This is a genomic window from Bacillus sp. FSL K6-2839 (assembly GCF_038003365.1).
Classification (GTDB): domain Bacteria; phylum Bacillota; class Bacilli; order Bacillales; family Bacillaceae; genus Bacillus.
This window is the reverse complement of the sequence record NZ_JBBOOZ010000001.1, coordinates 2,047,633-2,067,871: the sequence shown is the minus strand read 5'-3', so window position 1 is coordinate 2,067,871 and position 20,239 is coordinate 2,047,633. Positions and strand designations below refer to the sequence as shown.

Sequence of the window (20,239 nt, the reverse complement as noted above, 5' to 3'; positions counted from 1 at the left end):
GGGAATGGCAGAGGCCATTCCCTTTTTTTGTGCACATATTCTGCTCATTTTCATAAAGAGGCATGCGGTTGAATAGTGATAAGTGAAAAGATGTTTTGATAAGGGAGATGACATCATGTTTTATCACATCAAAGAACTGCAATATGAAGCAAAGCCCTCAAAGCCTGATCCGCTTTACGCGAAAAAGCTGCAAGAAGTATTAGGCGGACAGTATGGAGAAATTAGTGTCATGATGCAATATTTATTTCAAGGCTTTAATTGCCGGGCAGATCAAAAATACAGAGATTTATTGTTTGACATAGGGACAGAGGAAATTGGTCATGTCGAAATGCTGGCGACGATGATCGCGCGTTTACTAGATAAAGCACCAGTTAAGGAACAAGAAGAGGCGTATCAAAGTGACCCCGCACTAGCAGCTGTTATGGGAGGAATGAATCCTCAGCATGCAATTGTTGCCGGTTTAGGAGCAATGGCAGCGGATAGTCAAGGGTATCCGTGGAATGCCAAGTATATCATTGCAAGCGGAAATTTAATGGCTGATTTTAGGGCCAACTTAAATGCAGAATCACAAGGGAGGCTTCAGGTCACAAGGCTCTACGAAATGACCGATGATCGCGGCGTGAAGGATATGCTTTCTTTTCTTATTGCCCGTGATACATATCATCAAAATATGTGGCTTGCGGCCATTAAAGAATTAGAAGAACGAGAAGGGGACGTCGTCGTACCAACCACCTTCCCGCGCTCACTAGAAAAACAGCAAGTATCCTATGATCTGTTTAACTTCTCAAGAGGAGAAGCAAGCAAGGAAGGCAGATGGGCATATGGCCGAAGCATGGATGGAAAAGGGGAATTCAGATATATTTCTGCACCAGTCGTGTTCGGTTCCGCACCAAAACTAAAACCCGCACCAAAGGAACTGTTTAACACACCGAAAAAAGGCGAATAAAAAAAGCCGGTCAGGTATTTGAGCCTGATCGGCTTTTTTAACGTCCAAGAGATCTTCCGTACACGCTGACACGTTTCTCTAACAAGGCAAAAGCGAGTTCAAAGAAAATGCTCAGCAGCCAATAGATCAAAGCAGAGACGAGGTACGTTTCTAAAAACTGATAGCCGTCATTCGCAATGATCCGGGAAATCCCCATGATTTCAAGTACTCCAATCGTAAACGAAAGAGAGGTGGCTTTTAATAGCTGAATGAGCTGATTGCCTAGGTTCGGTAAGGCGACCACAAAGGCCTGCGGCAAAATAATGCGCATCATCGCCTGGCGCGTCGTCATACCCACAATTTTTGCCGCTTCAAGCTGCCCTTTGTCTACCGCAAGGAGTGCACTCCGAACCACCTCTGTTAAATGGGCGGCTGAATGGAGGCTGAAGGTAATGAGGGCAACAGCTAATGGGGAGACCATATCTGGATGAAAGGTCAGCCCGAATGTACCGCTCACTTTGGTTAGAACAAAAGGGAGCCCATAAAAGAAAGCGAACAGCTGAACAATAAGAGGCGTTCCTCTAAAAAAGGAGACATAGAGTGTCACAAGCTGCCTGAGTACAGGAATGCGAAAGAGACGAATGAAAGCAAAAACAGATCCGATCAAAAGGCTCACAGCCATGGAAACGAGTGCAATCAATAAAGTAAAAGGAACGCCTTTTAGAATATGAGGTACTTGGTCAATCGCAAATTGAATATCAATGGTTTGCATCAAATCGCCTCCTTAACGTGACAGGCTGGTGCGGCCTTTTACAAATTTCCTTTCAAGCAGCATGGTGATCAGTTCAATGCTCATGCAAATGAGCCAATACACAATCGCAATGATCGCGTACACTTCAAACATGCCGATCCCGTAGTTATTTCCTAAAATGATCTTCACCTGTCCCATGATATCAATAAGTCCGATTGTAAAGGCAATCGCTGTGTCTTTCACGAGATCAATGGTGTAATTTCCGAGGTTTGGCAGTGCAATGAGAAAGGCCTGCGGGATAATAATCCTGATCAAGGCCTGTGTATCTGTCATCCCAACAATGTAGGCGGCCTCCAGCTGGTCCTTCCCAACAGATGAATACGCACTGCGAAAGACTTCAGATAAATAAGCGCCAGTATGTAAAGAAAACGTCATCATCACAAATAACACACGATCCCAATGATTGATTTGAATCCCTGCCACAAGTAAAAGCTGAGGCAGTCCAAAATAAATCAAAAACAACTGAACAATTAAAGGCGTACTTCGTGTAAAAGATAAATAGATAACAGCCAATTGCTTCAGCACTGGGATTTGCTTGATACGAATGAAAGCAAATAGCAACCCGATGATGATAGCAAAAAACAATGACACCATAATAATGAGAAAAGTGAGTGGCAGGCGTTCAAGCACCTGTAAAAAGATGCGCAGCCAATCTCCAGCTGTAAACGTCATGACGCTTCCTTCCTTTCTTCATTTTGATCCCCTTGCTCTGAGATGTCATCAATATTTTGAAAGAAATCAACACCAAACCACTTTTTCGCAAGCTTAGGCAGTGTTCCATCATCAATCATTTCTTGTGTGATCCGGTCCAAATCTGCTGCAAGCTGCTTCTCGCTTGGCTGTAAGACAAGATAGATAGGCTCCTTTGACACAATGCCGCCAACTTTGACCTTTAGGTTCAAATGCTTTTGAATGGTATCAAAGGTTGAAATGTTCATAAATGCTGCATCGGACCGTCCGCTTTCAACACGTTTTAAGTTGAGTTCATTTGAAGGACTTTCAATGGTCGTCAGTGGAATATCCGGATCATGCTCTTTATTATATTGATTTAATATCGAACGCAAGCCTCCGCTAGGACTGACAGGAGCCAGTTTTTTAGATGTCATATCATCAAGCGATCGAATCTCCTTGTCTGATTCATTCACAATTAAACCTGTCATCGAATAGCTATACGGGACCTTAGGGTAAAGGAACCGCTTTTCACGTTCAGGGTTACTAAAAAACCAATTAGCCGCCATTTCAAACTTCCCTGCGCCTACACCGATTAAATTGGATTCTTCCTCGCCAAAAATGTAATCAAAATGTACGTGGGGAAGCCTCTTTTCCACTTCATTTAAATAATCAATGTTATAGCCAATCGGTTCGTTTCGGTCATTTGTTGCTAAAAAGGGTGGATTGACCTCTGCACTCAGTGCGACTTTCACAATTTGTCTGCCGTCATCTGTCGTGGTTTTCACACTGCTGCAGCCAATCAGAGAAAGGAGAAACAGAAGGACACCGGACATCATGAATGCTGTCTTTTGCTTCATTTGTCTTTCTCCGATCCTTGCCACATTCCGCGATGAATCCTTGATAAAAATTGTTTCGTTCGTTCATGCTGTGGTTTCAACAGGACGTCTTCTGGTGAGCCTTTTTCAACAATTTCGCCATCTGCCATAAAGATCACCGTATCCGCCACGTCCTTTGCAAAAGAAATTTCATGTGTCACAATGACCATCGTCATTCCTTGGCTCGCAATATCTTTGATCATTTCAAGAATTTCTCCTACCATCTCTTGGTCCAGTGCCGACGTAGGTTCATCAAACAAAAGCACCGAAGGGTTCATCGCAAGAGCGCGGGCTATGCCAATTCGCTGCTGCTGACCGCCAGATAATTCACTCGGAAATGCATCTTTTTTATGAAGCAGTCCAATCCGCGTTAAAAATTGCTCTCCGACCTTTTCTGCTTCTTTCTTAGACATGTTTTGAGACACAATCAATCCTTCTGTAATATTTTCAAGTGCTCGTTTATTTTGAAACAAGTGATAATGCTGAAACACCATGGAAGATTGCTGCCTGAGTTTTAGCAGATCTTTTTTTTGATATCGTTCAAATTGAATCGTGGCTTCACCAACCGTCAGCTCTCCTTTATCTGGAATGTCGAGGCTGTTTAAACTGCGAAGAAGTGTTGTTTTTCCTGAACCGCTCGGTCCAATAATTGCGACCACTTCACCTTCCTGTACGGTGAAATCAATGCCTTTTAACACATGGGTCTGCCCATAAGATTTATGTAGATTAGTAGCTGAGATCATAAAAGCATCACGTTCCTTTGACATATGTACTTAATATTGATAAAATTTAACACATTAAATCCTATAAGTAAAGTGTGTTTTATTTATTCCGATTGGAAAAATCAGATATGATAGATTGTAAGAAACAGAGGAGTTGGATACGTTTTGTCTAAAGCATTATTTGTCGATACCGATTTTCAAAAAACATGGCTCAATCAACTAGAATCTCTTCGTGAAACGATCGAACAAACGGCAAAAGAACATGATGAAGGCGCATATTTTCCTGAAAAAAATATTGAATCATTAGTAGAGATGGGCTATACGACGTTGTCTCTTCCTGCTGAATACGGAGGCGGAGGTCAATCTGTGAAGGATATGGTTCTGTTTCAAGAGACGCTCGGCAGCATGGACGGAGCAACTGCCTTATCAATCGGCTGGCACCAAGGGGTTGTAGGCGAAATCTACGAAAAGAAACAATGGAGTGAAAAGCAGCTGCAATTCTTTGCGAAAGAAGTGAAGAAGGGCGCCCTTGTCAACCGTGCTGTGAGCGAGGCGCAGACAGGCAGTCCAACAAGAGGCGGGAAGCCTGGGACAACAGCCACTAGATCAGGTAATGAGTGGATCATCAATGGACGTAAAATTTTCACAACGATGTCACCAGCACTTACATACTTTTTAGTCGGCGTATGGATTGAAGAAAAAGAGGCAATGGGCTTCTTCTTAATTCATCGCGAGACAGAAGGTGTCTCAATAGAAGAAACATGGAATGTTGTGGGGATGAGAGGAACTGAAAGCCATGATTTAATCTTAGATCAGGTGAAGGTTTCAGATGACATGCTTGTTGAGGTGCAAAAAGGGCCGCGCGGTGGTACGCTAAATCCTTGGATTGCACATATTCCATCCTGCTATTTAGGCATTGCGCAAGCGGCAAGAGACTATGCTGTTCAGTATGCCATCACCCATTCACCGAACAGTATCAGCGGAACGATTAGTGATCTACCAAATGTCCAAACACTTATTGGTGAAATTGACTTACTATTAAAGCAAGCACGCCACGTCATCTATTCAACGACCACATTGTATGAAAAGCCGGAGAAAAGAGAGCTGTTAACCAATGAATTCGGCGCTGTGAAACATACAGTCGTCAATCACAGTCTGCAAGTTGTTGATAAAGCCATGCGTTTAGTCGGTGCAAAAAGCTTAAGCCTTGACTGTCCGCTGCAGCGTTACTATCGAGATATTCGTGCCGGGCTCCATAACCCGCCAATGGACGATATGACGATTTCAAAAATCGCGAAGCAGGCCATTGAAGAGAAAAAAGAAAGCTAATATACAGCAAAAAGCCGGATGAACCGGCTTTTTTTGTTTGAAAGAAAAGAGGACAAGCGTACCTTATATCTCATCGCTCAACATGCTACAATCAATGGAATCATGGGAAAAGGAGCGATTGTTTTGAAGAAAAAGTATATAAAATGGCTCATTACTGGCATGATGCTGATGGCACTTTGTATAAGCCAGCCTTCATCAACTGAGGGAACATCACCAGCATGGTCAGTAGATGAATTCTTGAAAGACCGAGAAGGCACATTTGTGATTCAAGAAGTAAAAGAAAAGTCGCCCTGGGTGTATAACAAAAAAAGAGCGAAAGAGCGCTTTGCACCTCAATCGACATTTAAGGTAGCAAATGCCTTAATCGGACTCCAAATAGGCGCAGTGAGAGATGAATACGACATCAAATATTGGGATGGAGTGAAAAGAGAGATTGATAACTGGAATAGGGATCATACACTTGGTTCCGGCATGAGAGATTCAGTCGTCTGGTACTATCAAGCCATGGCCCGTGACATCGGTGAAGAACGCATGAGTCAGTGGGTGAAAGCCATTCATTATGGGAACGAAGACATATCTGGCGGAATCGATCAATTTTGGTTAAGCAGTACGTTACGTATTTCTCCAATTGAACAAGTTCGTTTCCTCAAACAGCTATATGAAGAGACTCTCCCATTTGACCTAAACACCATGAGAACGGTCAAACGAATGATGGTACAAGAAGAAGAGAAACACACCACCCTATACGGAAAAACAGGCTCCGGCTCAGGCATCGGCTGGTACGTAGGCTTCATCAAACATGAAAACAAAACCTACATCTTCGCCACAAATATCGAAGGCACCGGAATAGAAGCAAAAGAAATCACCTATCGCATTTTGAAAAAATATCATTTGATTGAAGCATCCGTTTAGGGTGCTTTTTTATATGAACTTATTATGGTTATCTACAAAACTAATGTTTTATTAATCAAAAAATTTGACGAGTAAGAGAATAGATAATGACCGTTGAATAAAGAGTTGTCATATAAATTAGTGAATAGACAAACATAATTGATGCCCACTTCTCGGAATGCATTCGCTTGTAACCCAAAATACTTAAGCAAATCCATATAAGGCCTAAAAAAAAGGATACAAGCACAAGCCCTATGCTTAAAGAATGGAAAAGAAAACTGCTTAAGGTAATTGCTAAGATATAAAGATTCGTTTGTAAGTATGTTCTTTTCATTCCTTTTACAACCGGTAACATGGGAATGTTTGCTGCCTTGTATTCATTTTGTTTTCTAATAGCTATCGAATAAAAATGCGGCATCTGCCAAATAATTGTAATGAAAAACAACCCCATAATAGCTGGGTGTGATATATCTGGTGAAATAGCTGCCCAACCAATGAGAGGAGGCATTGCTCCAGAAATACTACCAATTTCTGTGTTGTATACGGTTTTTCTTTTACTCCATATTGTATAAGGAAAAATATAAAAAAATAAACCAATCAATCCTATAATAGCTGCTAGATAGGTTGTAAATGCTAAAAAGCCTAGTCCTAAAACAGACATTAAAATACTAAGCCATAGAACTTTTTTAGGATTGACTTCTCCTGTTACAGTAGGTCTGTTTTTTGTTCTATTCATCACTGAATCTATGTCCCTATCATACAAATTGTTTAAAGCTCCAGCAGCACCAATTAATAAAATTGAACCTGCAAAAGCCAATAGTATCTCAATAGATTTATGAAGGATGTCAATTTGATATGTGTATAATGCCAAGGTTAAGCCAGCACACATTGGGATCAAATTTGATTTAATAATCCCTGATTTAACTGTTTGAGCGATTATTTCCATTTTCGTTTTGTGAATTTTTTTCCCCATCTGTCGCATTGTTTTTCTCCTTTTCACATTATATACCCTTTTGAATTTATATACTAATTGGTATATTAATTCTATATGGTATGATTGTCAAGAAAAGGAGGTAAAGGAATGATTAGACAAAGAAAGACGCAAAATGAAAGGAAAGAAGAAACAAGAAAATTACTCTTAAATTCTGCAGTTGAGAATTTCGCCAAGTATGGTTTTCATGGGGTCTCCATTGATAAATTGACAGAACATGCGGGATTTAGCAAAGGGGCCTTTTATGCGCATTTTCATTCAAAGGAAGAGATCTTTTTGGCACTATTGAAACAACAAATGCAATTACATGTAGAAAAAATTAATGCTTTAATAGCAGAACAACCTTCTCTTTTACATTTTTCAGAAAAAATGAATCAACAGTCTATTCAAAGTCGTGAAGAAAATCGAACGTGGAGTCTGCTAAACATGGAATTTCTTCTGTATTCAATGAGAAATGAAGAAGTAAGGTGTAAGTGGTCAAATATGATCCTACAATCGGTAAAACAAATATCGCAATCCCTTGAGAATTTGATGAAAAAAGAGAACCTTCCATGTACTCTTTCACCTGAAGAAATGGCATGGGCAATTCTTTCACTGGAAAATGGTGTAGCAATATTCCACTATATTAGTCAAGACCATATACCAATTGATTTATTAGAAAAATCCCTAAAAAGAATAATTTCATATAAATAAAAATTATGGTCTATCAGTTGAATATGGAAGGTGTTTTTAGTCAAGATTTGAAAAGTAAAAAAATAGCTCAAACTCAACATGAAATACGATTTATGAATGTGGCGTGCCTTTACCCTAATGGGGAGATGGTGATTCTAGAAAGGAGGTATAAGGAGTGTACTTAAAATATATCCAATTAATGTCAGATGATGACCGTGGGAACTTAGCCAGCCAATCCCTTTGTGTGACAGAAATGTTTTTATGGGAATTAGGGAAAAAAATTTAAACGAAAGATTGTGAGGCTATTATTTTTATATGTGGCTCTTTTAAAGATTACAAATTACTGAGTACTTCTAAAAAAGAACCTGACATCTTATTTTTAAAAAATACGTACGAGCTAGAATTACCCTTTAGTTACAGTGAATTTGAAAATGTAACAAATAAGAAAAAGATCTTAGCTGATACTTTGGAAAAAGCGATGCTCTATCTGTGTGAATTAAAAAACTGGGACAGTCAGCAAGTCAAAGCGGCATTTCAAAAAATGAAAGAAAAGGAATATAAAGCAGAGATAAAAGGAAAACAAAGAAAATTAAGTCCTGATAAAACAAAGAAAGCATATACTCTGATTGAATTAGATTTAAAGCAGTTTACTCTTTATCTTGTAGTTGCAGACAATAAAAGAAATATCTTCCTACTTAGAAGATATTTCGTATCATATGAGAGAGCTTAAATGGTTAACGGATCATGAAGTGGCACTTTTCAAACGTGCACATAAAACAGTTTATACAAGTATACGTTTATCATGATAAAGCAAAATGAGAATAACATACATAACACTTGATGTTCTTTTTCTTATGTTCTTCTTCCCAAAAGCCCATTTAAAATACACTCCTTATATATTGCGTTCTTGATACTAGATATTTTTGAAGAAGCGATCGAACAATTTTATGAAATGACTGAGGAACATTTGGAAAGAAAGCCAACGATTGATGAGATGCTTTTGACAATCATGACGGTCTTAAACAATGGAGGCAGTCACTATTTTGATGATTTAAATGAGAAAGAAGTAACGGATATTAAAGTAACAACTAAAAAAGCAAAAACTTTAAGTGACATTGAACCAGGAGCTATTATTGAACTCCCATTAAAAGAAGTTGGAAAATTGAGCTATGCTTTGATCATTTCAGGTGAGGGAAAAAATCAATATGATGAAATTTTAATCCAATACTATGATTTGTTTGTTGATGAAAGAATAGAAAAAAGAGAATTAAAACAATTGATGAAAAAGGAGAATGAGCTATTTGTTGCAAGTACAGGTTTGACAGGCTTTTTAAGTGGTTCATGGAAAGTCATCACAAAAATAAATAAAGACTTTATAAAAGAAGAGGATCTTCAAAATCTGAAATTCGTGACATATAGAGATGAAAATTATTACGTAAGCGAGGGGAAAGAAGGTTCAACTGCACCTGTAATGGACTTAGAGGTTGCTGATCCAAAAACGGCTAAGACTATATTTAACCCGATTGGTATATATGGCGAATACACTATTACGAACATTCTTTCTTTATATTTTAAAGGTATGTCAATGGAGGATATTATCAAATATGAAATATAGGCAGTTTACAACGTGAAGTGAGTTTTAAGAAAGGAATGGTGTAATGAATGGATGAACCCAAAATGCTAGACTGTTTAAATAAAATAAGACAAGTCTTGAAGGGGACGATCACAAGAGAACAAGTATCTGATTGGGCTGAAATTTACGTTTCTGCAGACGATTCAGAAATAAACGATGATCAAGTTTGGGATATGCTGATTCTTTTGAGTGGAATTGATTTGAAAGATTCACCTAATTCTTACTTGCATTGTGTAGATGATTTGAATGATTGGATAGAAAAGTACCAATAGCTCCTATATATCAGCTTACTATATTCTTATGGTTAAGCCCCCATCTATTAAAAGGAGTGAATGTTATGCCGAAACAGTCATCGCAATTCCAGGATTTTGGTCACATCATTTAAAAGAACTTGAAGAATTGAATGATTATATATTCGTGAATGATCGAATCATACATAAACGAACTGGAACTGATTACGAACTTGAAGTAGTGGATCATATTGATCAATTAAGCGAGACTTTCTTTCCAAATGAACAATTCAATTCAGAAGAACTTAAACAAATAGATACGCATCAAACATGCTTGTATATCATTGGGATGACTGAATCCTTAGAAGAAATAAACGCGTTTGTACAAGTTACTACGGATTTACTAAAGATTGATGGCATGGCGATAAAAGTTGATTCATCAGGTCGTTCTTTTATGAAGAAGACATGGCAAAGTTTAATAGAAGAATTCAATCCTTATCAATATATGCAACAATTTGGAGAGCCGGAAATGATGTTTGAAGGGTTTCAAATGAAGACGAAGACTCCAATGCCGCTTATTGTGCGATTGAACAATGGGGAAAATCTATGCCAGAAATGATTGATATAGACGATTCTTTAGAAGAGTGGCTGCCGGGAATGATAGCAGATGGAATCAATCCGTCCATTTTCTATAATCGAAATGATTCGGTTTCAATTGAAATTCAAACATTAAAAGAAGATATAGAGGAAGAATTAAAAAACTACTAGTTCGACAAGAGTGGAGGTAGTTGTTTGAAACGGCTTGAAGACTTATTTATTCGTTCAGAAAAAGAATTCAAATTCTATCAGAATTTAGTAGACCATGTGTTTCACACAAATAAAGAGCTACCACAACAAGTCTTCCGTAAGACATTTGATTGTTTTTTGTTTCAAGAGTTTGATTGGGCATTGAGTGATGATATTTTACCAACCATTAAAGAGTTATCAACTGTTACACAAGATAGAGAATTTTTGACTGCAGTCCTTCAACCAGATCCAACCGAATATTATTTGAAGGAATTTGGTTATTTTAATTGGCTGAAAGCGAGTGTGAACATTTCAGGTGAGGGTTATGTAAATGCACTATGGATGCACCCAAAAGGGTCTTTAGCAGATGATATCATAACGAATTCAAACATAGTGGTCTGGCTATCGCATTCGTTGCAGTGGGCGATTTGGGCAGATAGAGATATGGATATTTGTATCATAGGGTTGGTATCAACAAAAGATTCTGTGAAAAATAGGTTATTGAAAGAAGGATGGAAACCAATGGATCATCCTGTTTTAACAAATTGGCTTGAAGGATTATTGAAGGATCAAAAAACATTCAATGACTATTACACTCAAATGCTATCTCATTATGCGTCATGTTACAAGCGTTGAAATGGAGTATTAGTGGCTGATGATAGACCTATCCGAAGATATGAAAGGAGCATAAAGTGAAACAATTGTTTATATCCAATCCAAAAGAATTTGAACATGTTCTATCGTTTGTTCATTCGCTCGTTCACAGTACAAAGACATTCCGATCAAGTGTTGAAAACGAAAACACCTCATTATTTATTCGAAGAATTCCATTGGTTGTTATCAGACGATAGCTGGGAAATCATCATGATGACTATATACTCATGGCTGTATTAGATGAGCAGAAGACTATGGATGATTATTATCGTGATTTTGGTTATTATCACTGGGTGAAAATCCCGTTAAACCTCACACCAAGTGATTACCTTGCTGGAAATTATGGTCATATTTTGATACTGTAATATATTTTTAAATTAGTCTTGTGTTTTAAATTGATGAGGTGGAGCAAGTAATGAGAATCGTATTAGCAAAAGAAAAAGATTTATTCGAAGCAAATGAATTAATAAAGAAAATCAATTTAAACGTAGAAGAGTATCATTGGGTCATAAGTGATGTGACACTCACAATGCTTTATGATCGGAAAAATCAATCCCATTCAGAAGTAATGCCTGATTATACGGATTTTTTATTTCTGAAGGGTGAACATTTCAAAAAATTCTTAAATGACTATTCTTATTCTTTTATTTTCGCTGTTTGGACCGCATTGCCTCGTCATGTACATCATTTGAATATCAACTCAATACCTCAAATTGAAGACCATGATCTATATTGGAACGTGAATTATACACCCGTTATTCCTCAAGCTGTGTTTGAAATCGGTTTTTTTGATTCGACAGATGTTATTTTTACAAGAGATCAGAAAATCTTAAGCGAATTTCGAAAAAAAGCAGACTTTATTTCATTTGAAGAATATTTACAAACTCCGTGACACGATAAGAATAGGGTTCATTCTGAAAAATACGTTAGGAGAGTGAATGATTAAAAACATTAAGAGAAAGGGGAAAGGTCCATGAAAATCAGCCGTGATAAACAAGGTTTATTCGATGATTTAAAACAACGTTATCAATACTTATTAGATTCCGCTTATCCAGATGATATCGTCTTTTTTGAAGAAGAAACTGGTATGTTCTCAGATGATTTTTATGAATTTTTCACACTTGTAACAGGCAGCTTAAGTTATGTGATCGATAACAAACGAATACCGAAAAAACAGTTAAACGTGTTGCGTCAGTCATTTGAAGAGCAATACCCTCAAATCAAATCGTATCAACATATCCTTGAATCGTATCCTTTATTACATTCCTATATCCAGTATCATGAAGAAACAAGAAAACGAATCATTGCACTTATACAATAACCTCTTGGGGGACAAACGATGACATGGTTTTTAGATGAAAAAATCCAGAAACAAATCCCTGATTTCGATATCAACCTTCTAAAGCAAATCAATGAATTTCACTACTTTAAAGAGTATAATGAACATTACGACTTGATCAACTGTATTGTCCTGCAAATCTCATACGAATCTGCGACCCAACAAGCAGAAATCCATCTAAAATTCACCAATGTATCTTCTGTTCAAATCAAAGATTTGGACTTAACAAACGATTCTAGTCTATATTTAAATATTGAGCCTTTGAATAGAGGCTGGGAAAACATCAATTATTTCGTAGAAGACTATGAAGAAGATTATTTTTCATTTTATTGTCAAACGGTTCAAGTCATACAAGTCGTATCAAATGAATCGTGCTAGTCTACCTACATATGTGCCAATCATGCTTCTCCATCCCAACATAGAAAGGTGCAATGACATTGAAACGAATCACGAAATGGCTCTTATTTGCGGCAGTCATCGCTGGCTTATTGGTATGCGCATTCTTTGTGTTCCGTTTAAACCAGCCTAAGCCGACAACAAACATCCATTATGCAGACACACAAAACAAACAGCAAACACTCGATATGTACATGCCGAAGGGCAAAGATGAAGACAAAAAGAAGAAGCATCCAGCCATGATTTATCTCCATGGCGGCGGCTGGACAGGCGGCGATAAGAATAGAGTCGCTTCAAAGGCTGATTATTTTACGGGTCAAGGGTATGTGTTTGTTTCGATGAATTACAGGCTTCACCCTGATGCCAACTATGAGCAGATGGCAGATGATACAGCAAACGCCATTAAATGGGTCAAGGATCATGCAGGTGAATATCAAATCGATTCATCAAAAATCAACGTGATGGGACATTCGGCAGGCGGTCATTTAACGGCATTGGTGGCCACAGATTCAACTTATTTAAAACGTGTTGGATTGTCGCCAAAAACGATCAATTCCATCGTGATTCTAGATGGTCCGTTAAACATCAATCAATTTATACAAGCCATTCCATCGTATAAAAAAGTATTTGGTAAACAGGAGAAGAACTGGACAAAGGCATCACCTGTCACTTATATGAATCAAGCGAATGTACCGCCTGTTTATTTGGTCACGGGCTGGGAAAATCCTGAGGTATACCAATTTGCTGAAAAACTGAATCATGATAAAGGCTCTCGGTTTGTTTTTCTGGTTCATTCGCTGAGCCACAGTGACTTGAATAAATGGTTTGGATCAGACAGGGCGCCAAAAGAAGCGCAAGACATGACAAAAGCTGTTATGGCTTTTGTCAAAAAACAAAATCAATAACGAAGACCGTATGCTAGGCAATCCATTTTGCCGCAGTATATGATAAAGCGTAAATGGTTTGTACCAAAGGAGTGTATGTCGTTGTCATCACGTATGGAAAATAAAGTGTTTAATTGCGAAAAAGAGCTGACGCTGAATATTATCGGCGGTAAGTGGAAAATGCTGATTTTATGGCACCTTGGCAGAGAAGGGACAAAACGGTTTGGTGAGCTAAAGACGTTAATGCCTGGGATTACGCAAAGAATGCTTGTCAATCAGTTAAGAGAATTAGAGGAAGATCACATTGTGCATCGGGAGGTTTATCCTGTCGTTCCGCCAAAAGTTGAATATTCCCTCACAGAACTAGGAGAAAGCTTAATGCCGATTTTAGAGGCGATGTATGATTGGGGAAAACAATATCTCGACAGCAATTTTTTAAAGGATGATAAATAGTAATACTGCAAAAGATACTGGTCGAAAGACAGTATCTTTTTTGTGACCATATGCGAAAAAGTATAGTATGTAAAAAAAAAGTGCGTACTTGGATTGCTGCCATCCTGTTGTTATACTCATTTCATCGTTCAAGAAGCACCATCCGCGAAGCTCTTGAAGATGAGATGAAAAAACGGGAGTGAAAGTGAATGAAATTACAATTAGCATTAGATTTAGTGAATATACCAGAAGCGATTGAGCTGATCAAAGAAGTAGAAGCATCTATTGATGTGGTCGAAATTGGGACACCTGTTGTGATCAATGAAGGCTTGCGTGCTGTAAAAGAAGTCAAACAGGCTTTTCCGAATTTACGTGTACTCGCTGATCTGAAAATTATGGATGCGGCCGGTTATGAAGTGCAGCAGGCATCTGAAGCTGGAGCGGATATCGTCACCATTCTTGCAGCGGCAGAAGATATGTCCATTCAAGGAGCGGTGAAAGAAGCGAAAGCAAGAGGGAAACAGATTTTAGTTGATATGATTGGCATCAAAGATATCGCTGGCCGGGCAAAAGAGCTGGATGAGCTTGGAGTCGATTATATTTGTGTGCACACAGGCTATGATCTGCAAGCGGTTGGTCAAAACTCATTTGCTGACCTTATGACCATTAAACAAGTCGTCAAACAAGCGAAAACAGCCATTGCAGGCGGGATTAAGCTTGATACGTTACCTGAAGTCGTGAAATTAAATCCTGATTTGATCATTGTCGGCGGCGGTATCGCAAGCCAGGACAATAAAGCAGAAGTGGCCGCACAAATGAAGCAGCTGATCGCACAATCATGAAGACCAGTGACTATGTGAAAGCCATTTTGAATGAGCTTTCTGAGCACTCGCCCGCTATTCAAGACGAACAAACGGAGCGGCTTGTCTCAAGCATTTTAGCTGCACGAAAGGTCTTTGTGGCAGGTGCTGGCAGATCTGGTTTGATGGGAAAATCATTTGCCATGAGACTCACACATATTGGCGTCAAGGCTTATGTGATCGGTGAGACCAATACTCCTTCCTTTACAGAAGAAGATCTCTTGATTGTTGGGAGCGGCTCTGGTCGAACAGAGACATTGCTAATCCTTGCAAAAAAGGCAAAAGCAATTGGCGGAAAAGTGGCAGCATTCACGCTTTCAGTTGACTCACCTCTAGCTGATCTATCGGATGAAGTCATTTTACTGTCAGGTGCGCCTAAGGATCAAAAGGAAGGAAGCCATCATACCATTCAGCCAATGGGCTCGCTATTTGAGCAATCGCTTCTTCTGACATACGATGCGGTCATTTTGCGTTTAATGGAAATAAAAGAGCTCGACACACATACAATGTACGGTCACCATGCAAATTTAGAATAGATATTTTCAAAGCCTTTCCTTTCTTAGAAGGAGAGGCTTTTTTTATCTAAATCAAGAGCAGAATCTTGACATCATCTATTTGATGTAACTATAATTGTTACATCGTTAAAGAAAAAGCGTAAGCTCGGAAGGAAGATGAAGATGAAAGTACAAATCTGGTCAGATATCGCCTGTCCTTTTTGTTATATAGGAAAAAAACAACTAGAAACAGCGCTTGAACAATTCCCTCAAAAGGAACAGGTAGAAATCGAGTTTAAAAGCTTTGAGCTTGATCCACATGCACCCGTTGATGTCGATTATGATGTCCATGATATGCTCGTCAAAAAATATGGGATGAGCCGCAGCCAGGCCATGGCGATGAATGAGCAGGTGAAGCAGGCCGGCAAAGAGAAAGGAATCGATTTTCAATTTGATCCACTCGTGTTGACAAACACCTTTGATGCCCATCGATTGGCGCAATATGCTGGTCAAATGGGGAAAGGCGATTTCGTCATGGGAGAGCTGTTTCAAGCATATTTTACAGATGGAAAGCATGTTGGTGATCGTCAAACCCTTTTAGATATTGCAGAAAAAGCAGGTCTTGATTTGCAGGAAGTACAGCAAGTTTTAGGCGGCGAAGAGTTTGCAGATCATGTACGAGAGGACGAAAAAGAGGCGAGACAGCTTGGCATTTCTGCTGTTCCTTTCTTCTTATTGAATGGCAAATATTCAGTGGCAGGTGCACAGCCACCCGATACCTTCCTTCGTGCACTTGAAACGGCTTGGACAGAAGAAGCAGCTCAAGCTGAGAAAGCGGCTGCCAATTCATTTGAAGCAGCATGTGCAGACGGCGTATGCGCAGTTCCTACCCCTAAAGAAGAGATCTAATCATATAAAAAATGAGCCTCCTCCAAAAAGGGCTCATTTTTTTCTTGCATTCATATGTTTGATCGTTTCACCTGGAACCAATTCAGGTTCGTAAAAGGTTTGATGAGGGAGATTCTTTTTTCCTTGAACTTTTTTAATCATCCAGTCTGCCGCATCCCGGCCCATTTGCTCCTGAGGGTGGGTCAATGTTGTCAGCTTCACATGGGCATTTTTCTGGGCAATATACGAATTATCCTGTCCAATAATGGAGAGATCCTCTGGAATGGACAGCCCGATGTCACTGCATACATTGGCAACTTCTAATCCAACCTCGTCGTTATAGCAAACAAGGGCAGTCAGCTCATGCTGATGCTCTATTAAGAAAGTTTTGATATCATCTCCCAAATGCTGCTTCGATTCTGTATCGAAAAAGAGGACGTGCTCAGGCAGAAAGTTAAGCTTGGCTTCACCGAGCGCTTGAATATATCCCTTCATTCGGTACTTTCCCTGTAAGTCATCTGTTTTTGAGATCAGGCCGATTTGCTGATGTCCAGAGGCGATCAGCTCTTTTGTGGCTAAATAACTGGATTTCACATCATCTAAACAGAGAAAAGGAACCTCTAACTGTTCATAATAGGCATTGATCATAATGAGCGGTACATCCTGTTCTTTAAAAGATAGGTAGTACGAGATGTTCGGATTATATAAATTGCTTTTCGTCGGCTCGACAATGAGTCCGTCCACACCAAAGGACAGCATCATTTCTAGCGCTTTTTTCTCCTGTTCCACATCATTATTCGTACTTGCCAGTAACAAAGAATAGTTCTCTTCGTTTAATCGGCTTTCAATGCCTCGAATGATGGAAGGGAAAATGTAATCGGATATGTATGTCGTCATGACGCCAATCGTTTTCATATGCGTATGTCCAGCAGGCTTTGTTTGATATTGATTGGTCACAAATGTGCCTGAACCTTTTTCACTTCGTAAAAACCCTTCGCTCGACAATTCTAAGATGGCCTTTCGAACCGTATGCCTGCTCACTTGATACATCTCCTGCAGGCTTGATTCGGTTGGAATACGTTCCCCGATCCGGTAATCCCCTGTGAGTATTTTGCTTTTTATATCATCGATAATGATCTGGTACTTCTTTTTCATCGTTTCACTTCTTTCTCAGTTGATCATCTACTCGGATTGAGAAGAAATTGTATGGACATATTTTAACATGGTTGTCGAATCAAAAACAGGCGCTTTCCCTTTCTGTCGTCTCAGCTTTAGAAAAGTGAAGGTTTTTGTCATATTGTGTATGTACAACTACATTTAATGTTGACATATGTACGTACAAATATTATATTGTGAATGTGCACAGAGAATCAATGAATCTAGAAAATTAAAATTGAAACCGCTATCAATAATGGAGGTGAACGCAGAATGGATCATGAAGAGACGACCAAAGCCTTAAAAGAAGGACGGACATCTTTAGGCATTGAATTTGGTTCAACACGAATTAAAGCCATTTTAATAGATGAAGCGTTTCAGCCGATTGCTCAAGGTACATTTGAATGGGAAAGTTCTCTCCAGGAAGGAATTTGGACGTACAACTTAATTGATATCATTACAGGTCTTCAAGTGGCGTACCGGGAGATGAAAGAGCAAGTCGAGCAAAGGTATGGCGTGACCATTCAAACCATTGGCTCAATTGGAGTATCAGCTATGATGCATGGCTATGTGGCATGTGATCATACAGGAGAGGTCCTCGTTCCATTCCGAACATGGCGGAATGCAACAACCATTGAGGCGAGTCAAAAACTGACGAATGTCTTCCAATTTCATATTCCAGAAAGATGGAGCATTGCCCATCTGTATCAAGCGATATTAGAGGAGGAAAAACATCTTTCCCGTTTAGAATATATGACCACCCTATCAGGGTACATTCACTGGCTGTTAACCGGAAAGCAGGCCATTGGCATTGGTGATGCGTCAGGCATGTTTCCAATTGATGAACAAACGAAGGACTACAATGAAGTAATGCTCCATCAATTTGAAGACTTGATCGTAGAAAAAGGCTACCCGTGGAAGCTGCGTCACCTTCTGCCACGTGTTTATTTAGCAGGCGAGGAGGCTGGCGTGTTAACGGCAGCAGGAGCAGCCATTTTAGATCAAGGCAAACACTTGAAGCCAGGCATCCCATTTTGCCCCCCGGAAGGTGACGCCGGAACGGGAATGGTGGCAACAAACAGCGTAGAAAAACGGACAGGGAACATTTCAGTTGGGACATCTGTTTTTGCCATGATTGTGCTAGAGCAGGAGCTAAAGGGTGTGTATCCAGAAGTGGATATGGTCACAACGCCAGACGGACTGCCAGTCGCAATGGTTCATGCGAACAACTGTACAAGTGACTTAAATGCTTGGATGAATATATTCAGAGAGGCATTTGAAGCATTGGGTATGCAAGTGGCGTCAGAAAAGGTATACGAAGCCTTATTGCAGCAGGCGTTAGAAGCAGATCGAGATGGCGGCGGACTCTTAAGCTATGGCTATTATTCTGGTGAAAATATTACAAGATTTCCAGAAGGAAGGCCTCTTTTTGTCAGATCAGCTGAAAGCCGCTTTAATCTGGCTAATTTCATGCGTACCCATCTTTTTTCTGCTTTTGGTGCAATGAAAATAGGGATGGATCGTTTAAAAGAACATGAACAGGTTGTGATTGATCGGTTACTAGGGCATGGGGGGTTATTTAAAACCCCGCTCGTTGGTCAAAAAATGGTGGCCGCAGCGCTTGATACACCTGTATCAGTCGTTTCCACTGCGGGAGAAGGCGGTGCGTTTGGAATGGCTGTCCTTGCTTCCTATATGGTCCATCATCAAAAGCAAACATTGGCTGAATTTCTCACGCATCAAGTGTTTGCCCATACATCAGAAGAACTCATAGAACCCGATCCGCTTGATGTCAAAGGCTTTGACGAATTTTTAAAGCGCTATCAAGAGGGCCTTGCGATTGAAGAAGCGGCAGTAGCACATCTGATGCCAAAGAAAGGAGTGACAACTGTATGCTAGAGCGCTTAAAAGAAGAAGTATTTGAAGCGAATTTAGATTTGCCGAAATACGGACTTGTGAAATTTACATGGGGCAATGTCAGTGCGTGTGATCGTGACAGCGGTCTATTTGTTATTAAGCCGAGCGGTATAGCGTATGACCAATTATCAGCAAAAGACATGGTTGTGGTCGACTTTGACGGTGAAGTAGTGGAAGGGGAATTCAGTCCTTCATCAGATACAGCAACACATGCTGTTCTTTACAAACACTTTGAGGAAATTGGCGGTATATCACATAGCCATTCCATGTGGGCAACCGTTTGGGCGCAGGCGGGTCTTGATTTACAGGCAATGGGCACAACGCATGCCGATACATTTTACGGCGCTGTTCCGTGTGCTCGATTTCTGACAGAAGAAGAAGTCAACCGCGGTTATGAGGTAGAAACGGGCCGGCTGATCATCGAAACGTTTGAGGAAAGAAACCTAGATGTGATGGCGGTGCCGGGTGTATTGCTTCAAGGTCACGGCCCATTCACGTGGGGAAAAGATGCAAAAAGTGCGGTCACAAACAGTGTGATTTTAGATGAAGTTGCCAAAATGAATCTGTTCGCAAAGCAATTAAACGAATACGCGGAGCCTCTCCCGCAGCGAATTTTAGATAAACATTACTTAAGAAAACACGGAGAACATGCGTATTACGGACAAAAACCTTCAAGATAAAGA

26 protein-coding genes are annotated in these 20,239 nt (G+C 39.7%); 20 read left to right on the top strand and 6 right to left on the bottom strand.

Features of this window, described 5'->3' with window-relative positions; translation table 11 throughout:
- Positions 1 to 115 precede the first annotated feature (115 nt).
- Positions 116 to 946: a manganese catalase family protein gene (locus tag MHH26_RS10620; protein WP_034661459.1), complete on the top strand. Its 831-nt coding sequence runs from the start codon at positions 116 to 118 to the stop codon at positions 944 to 946.
- Positions 947 to 983: 37 nt separating this feature from the next.
- On the opposite strand, the gene MHH26_RS10615 is transcribed toward MHH26_RS10620, so the two are convergent.
- From MHH26_RS10615 to MHH26_RS10600, 4 genes are read right to left on the bottom strand one after another with little or no spacing between them, the layout of a single operon-like run.
- Complete coding sequence (locus MHH26_RS10615; protein ID WP_187703979.1) at positions 984 to 1,697, bottom strand: amino acid ABC transporter permease; 714 nt, start codon at positions 1,695 to 1,697, stop codon at positions 984 to 986.
- A gap of 12 nt (positions 1,698 to 1,709) precedes the next feature.
- Positions 1,710 to 2,408, bottom strand: coding sequence for an amino acid ABC transporter permease (locus MHH26_RS10610; protein ID WP_307499974.1), 699 nt, complete (start codon positions 2,406 to 2,408; stop codon positions 1,710 to 1,712).
- On the bottom strand, positions 2,405 to 3,265 hold the full coding sequence (locus MHH26_RS10605) for an amino acid ABC transporter substrate-binding protein (protein ID WP_340973408.1): 861 nt from the start codon (positions 3,263 to 3,265) through the stop codon (positions 2,405 to 2,407). The genes MHH26_RS10610 and MHH26_RS10605 overlap by 4 nt, the downstream gene beginning before the upstream one ends.
- Positions 3,262 to 4,026, bottom strand: a complete 765-nt coding sequence (locus MHH26_RS10600) for an amino acid ABC transporter ATP-binding protein (RefSeq protein ID WP_427847067.1) — start codon at positions 4,024 to 4,026, stop codon at positions 3,262 to 3,264. The genes MHH26_RS10605 and MHH26_RS10600 overlap by 4 nt, the downstream gene beginning before the upstream one ends.
- Positions 4,027 to 4,170: 144 nt before the next feature.
- On the opposite strand from MHH26_RS10600, the gene MHH26_RS10595 reads away from it, so the two are divergent.
- Together MHH26_RS10595 and blaBPU are read left to right on the top strand one after the other, a co-directional pair.
- Entirely contained in the window at positions 4,171 to 5,334 is a 1,164-nt protein-coding gene (locus MHH26_RS10595; RefSeq protein ID WP_340973405.1) for an acyl-CoA dehydrogenase family protein, read from the top strand.
- Between the two features lie 123 nt (positions 5,335 to 5,457).
- The gene (blaBPU, locus tag MHH26_RS10590; protein WP_307499971.1) at positions 5,458 to 6,246 is read left to right on the top strand and encodes a BPU family class D beta-lactamase; all 789 of its coding nucleotides are present in this window, start codon (positions 5,458 to 5,460) and stop codon (positions 6,244 to 6,246) included.
- Between the two features lie 55 nt (positions 6,247 to 6,301).
- Here the strand turns inward: blaBPU and cyoE are convergent, their stop codons facing one another.
- The gene (gene cyoE, locus MHH26_RS10585) at positions 6,302 to 7,198 is read right to left on the bottom strand and encodes a heme o synthase (protein ID WP_370876314.1); all 897 of its coding nucleotides are present in this window, start codon (positions 7,196 to 7,198) and stop codon (positions 6,302 to 6,304) included.
- A gap of 108 nt (positions 7,199 to 7,306) precedes the next feature.
- Here cyoE and MHH26_RS10580 point away from each other — a divergent pair, with 108 nt between their 5' ends.
- From MHH26_RS10580 to MHH26_RS10510, 15 genes are all read left to right on the top strand, one after another.
- Positions 7,307 to 7,909: a TetR/AcrR family transcriptional regulator gene (locus MHH26_RS10580; protein WP_340973402.1), complete on the top strand. Its 603-nt coding sequence runs from the start codon at positions 7,307 to 7,309 to the stop codon at positions 7,907 to 7,909.
- Positions 7,910 to 8,354: 445 nt separating this feature from the next.
- Positions 8,355 to 8,618, top strand: coding sequence for a hypothetical protein (locus MHH26_RS10575; RefSeq protein WP_340973401.1), 264 nt, complete (start codon positions 8,355 to 8,357; stop codon positions 8,616 to 8,618).
- A gap of 177 nt (positions 8,619 to 8,795) precedes the next feature.
- Positions 8,796 to 9,503, top strand: coding sequence for a hypothetical protein (locus MHH26_RS10570; RefSeq protein ID WP_340973400.1), 708 nt, complete (start codon positions 8,796 to 8,798; stop codon positions 9,501 to 9,503).
- Positions 9,504 to 9,550: 47 nt separating this feature from the next.
- Positions 9,551 to 9,793, top strand: coding sequence for a DNA-binding protein (locus MHH26_RS10565; RefSeq protein ID WP_340973399.1), 243 nt, complete (start codon positions 9,551 to 9,553; stop codon positions 9,791 to 9,793).
- Between the two features lie 145 nt (positions 9,794 to 9,938).
- A complete protein-coding gene (locus tag MHH26_RS10560; protein WP_340973396.1) occupies positions 9,939 to 10,370 on the top strand; it encodes a hypothetical protein in 432 nt (143 codons plus the stop codon).
- Positions 10,358 to 10,519: a hypothetical protein gene (locus MHH26_RS10555; protein WP_307499968.1), complete on the top strand. Its 162-nt coding sequence runs from the start codon at positions 10,358 to 10,360 to the stop codon at positions 10,517 to 10,519. The genes MHH26_RS10560 and MHH26_RS10555 overlap by 13 nt, the downstream gene beginning before the upstream one ends.
- Before the next feature lie 24 nt (positions 10,520 to 10,543).
- Positions 10,544 to 11,173: a hypothetical protein gene (locus MHH26_RS10550; protein WP_307499967.1), complete on the top strand. Its 630-nt coding sequence runs from the start codon at positions 10,544 to 10,546 to the stop codon at positions 11,171 to 11,173.
- Between the two features lie 433 nt (positions 11,174 to 11,606).
- Complete coding sequence (locus MHH26_RS10545) at positions 11,607 to 12,083, top strand: hypothetical protein (RefSeq protein ID WP_334749840.1); 477 nt, start codon at positions 11,607 to 11,609, stop codon at positions 12,081 to 12,083.
- A gap of 81 nt (positions 12,084 to 12,164) precedes the next feature.
- The gene (locus MHH26_RS10540; RefSeq protein WP_340973393.1) at positions 12,165 to 12,512 is read left to right on the top strand and encodes a YxiJ family protein; all 348 of its coding nucleotides are present in this window, start codon (positions 12,165 to 12,167) and stop codon (positions 12,510 to 12,512) included.
- A gap of 18 nt (positions 12,513 to 12,530) precedes the next feature.
- Positions 12,531 to 12,908 (top strand): hypothetical protein, encoded by a 378-nt coding sequence (locus MHH26_RS10535; protein WP_340973391.1) that lies wholly within the window; start codon positions 12,531 to 12,533, stop codon positions 12,906 to 12,908.
- Positions 12,909 to 12,961: 53 nt separating this feature from the next.
- Positions 12,962 to 13,831 carry an alpha/beta hydrolase gene (locus MHH26_RS10530; protein ID WP_340973389.1) on the top strand — a complete coding sequence of 290 codons (870 nt, stop codon included), beginning with the start codon at positions 12,962 to 12,964 and terminating at the stop codon, positions 13,829 to 13,831.
- Positions 13,832 to 13,906: 75 nt separating this feature from the next.
- Positions 13,907 to 14,263, top strand: a complete 357-nt coding sequence (locus tag MHH26_RS10525) for a winged helix-turn-helix transcriptional regulator (protein ID WP_340973387.1) — start codon at positions 13,907 to 13,909, stop codon at positions 14,261 to 14,263.
- 188 nt (positions 14,264 to 14,451) lie between these two features.
- Positions 14,452 to 15,084 (top strand): 3-hexulose-6-phosphate synthase, encoded by a 633-nt coding sequence (hxlA, locus tag MHH26_RS10520; protein ID WP_024718772.1) that lies wholly within the window; start codon positions 14,452 to 14,454, stop codon positions 15,082 to 15,084.
- Positions 15,081 to 15,638, top strand: a complete 558-nt coding sequence (gene hxlB, locus MHH26_RS10515; RefSeq protein ID WP_334749834.1) for a 6-phospho-3-hexuloisomerase — start codon at positions 15,081 to 15,083, stop codon at positions 15,636 to 15,638. Before hxlA ends, hxlB begins: the two co-directional genes overlap by 4 nt.
- Positions 15,639 to 15,779: 141 nt before the next feature.
- The gene (locus tag MHH26_RS10510) at positions 15,780 to 16,505 is read left to right on the top strand and encodes a DsbA family oxidoreductase (RefSeq protein WP_334749833.1); all 726 of its coding nucleotides are present in this window, start codon (positions 15,780 to 15,782) and stop codon (positions 16,503 to 16,505) included.
- A gap of 33 nt (positions 16,506 to 16,538) precedes the next feature.
- Here the strand turns inward: MHH26_RS10510 and MHH26_RS10505 are convergent, their stop codons facing one another.
- On the bottom strand, positions 16,539 to 17,639 hold the full coding sequence (locus MHH26_RS10505) for a GntR family transcriptional regulator (protein ID WP_340973383.1): 1,101 nt from the start codon (positions 17,637 to 17,639) through the stop codon (positions 16,539 to 16,541).
- A gap of 273 nt (positions 17,640 to 17,912) precedes the next feature.
- On the opposite strand from MHH26_RS10505, the gene MHH26_RS10500 reads away from it, so the two are divergent.
- Together MHH26_RS10500 and MHH26_RS10495 are read left to right on the top strand one after the other, a co-directional pair.
- On the top strand, positions 17,913 to 19,538 hold the full coding sequence (locus MHH26_RS10500; RefSeq protein WP_340973382.1) for a xylulokinase: 1,626 nt from the start codon (positions 17,913 to 17,915) through the stop codon (positions 19,536 to 19,538).
- Positions 19,532 to 20,236: an L-ribulose-5-phosphate 4-epimerase gene (locus MHH26_RS10495; protein WP_034661424.1), complete on the top strand. Its 705-nt coding sequence runs from the start codon at positions 19,532 to 19,534 to the stop codon at positions 20,234 to 20,236. Before MHH26_RS10500 ends, MHH26_RS10495 begins: the two co-directional genes overlap by 7 nt.
- The last annotated feature ends 3 nt before the right edge of the window (positions 20,237 to 20,239 follow it).

Excerpts from the sequence above, each read along its gene's own strand:
- MHH26_RS10620 (WP_034661459.1), top strand. The coding sequence starts at position 116 with ATGTTTTATCACATCAAAGAACTGCAATATGAAGCAAAGCCCTCAAAG.
- MHH26_RS10615 (WP_187703979.1), bottom strand. The coding sequence starts at position 1,697 with ATGCAAACCATTGATATTCAATTTGCGATTGACCAAGTACCTCATATT.
- MHH26_RS10610 (WP_307499974.1), bottom strand. The coding sequence starts at position 2,408 with ATGACGTTTACAGCTGGAGATTGGCTGCGCATCTTTTTACAGGTGCTT.
- MHH26_RS10605 (WP_340973408.1), bottom strand. The coding sequence starts at position 3,265 with ATGAAGCAAAAGACAGCATTCATGATGTCCGGTGTCCTTCTGTTTCTC.
- MHH26_RS10600 (WP_427847067.1), bottom strand. The coding sequence starts at position 4,026 with ATGATCTCAGCTACTAATCTACATAAATCTTATGGGCAGACCCATGTG.
- cyoE (WP_370876314.1), bottom strand. The coding sequence starts at position 7,198 with ATGGGGAAAAAAATTCACAAAACGAAAATGGAAATAATCGCTCAAACA.
- MHH26_RS10580 (WP_340973402.1), top strand. The coding sequence starts at position 7,307 with ATGATTAGACAAAGAAAGACGCAAAATGAAAGGAAAGAAGAAACAAGA.
- MHH26_RS10565 (WP_340973399.1), top strand. The coding sequence starts at position 9,551 with ATGGATGAACCCAAAATGCTAGACTGTTTAAATAAAATAAGACAAGTC.
- MHH26_RS10555 (WP_307499968.1), top strand. The coding sequence starts at position 10,358 with ATGCCAGAAATGATTGATATAGACGATTCTTTAGAAGAGTGGCTGCCG.
- MHH26_RS10545 (WP_334749840.1), top strand. The coding sequence starts at position 11,607 with ATGAGAATCGTATTAGCAAAAGAAAAAGATTTATTCGAAGCAAATGAA.
- MHH26_RS10540 (WP_340973393.1), top strand. The coding sequence starts at position 12,165 with ATGAAAATCAGCCGTGATAAACAAGGTTTATTCGATGATTTAAAACAA.
- MHH26_RS10535 (WP_340973391.1), top strand. The coding sequence starts at position 12,531 with ATGACATGGTTTTTAGATGAAAAAATCCAGAAACAAATCCCTGATTTC.
- MHH26_RS10530 (WP_340973389.1), top strand. The coding sequence starts at position 12,962 with ATGACATTGAAACGAATCACGAAATGGCTCTTATTTGCGGCAGTCATC.
- MHH26_RS10525 (WP_340973387.1), top strand. The coding sequence starts at position 13,907 with ATGTCGTTGTCATCACGTATGGAAAATAAAGTGTTTAATTGCGAAAAA.
- hxlA (WP_024718772.1), top strand. The coding sequence starts at position 14,452 with ATGAAATTACAATTAGCATTAGATTTAGTGAATATACCAGAAGCGATT.
- hxlB (WP_334749834.1), top strand. The coding sequence starts at position 15,081 with ATGAAGACCAGTGACTATGTGAAAGCCATTTTGAATGAGCTTTCTGAG.
- MHH26_RS10510 (WP_334749833.1), top strand. The coding sequence starts at position 15,780 with ATGAAAGTACAAATCTGGTCAGATATCGCCTGTCCTTTTTGTTATATA.
- MHH26_RS10505 (WP_340973383.1), bottom strand. The coding sequence starts at position 17,639 with ATGAAAAAGAAGTACCAGATCATTATCGATGATATAAAAAGCAAAATA.
- MHH26_RS10500 (WP_340973382.1), top strand. The coding sequence starts at position 17,913 with ATGGATCATGAAGAGACGACCAAAGCCTTAAAAGAAGGACGGACATCT.
- MHH26_RS10495 (WP_034661424.1), top strand. The coding sequence starts at position 19,532 with ATGCTAGAGCGCTTAAAAGAAGAAGTATTTGAAGCGAATTTAGATTTG.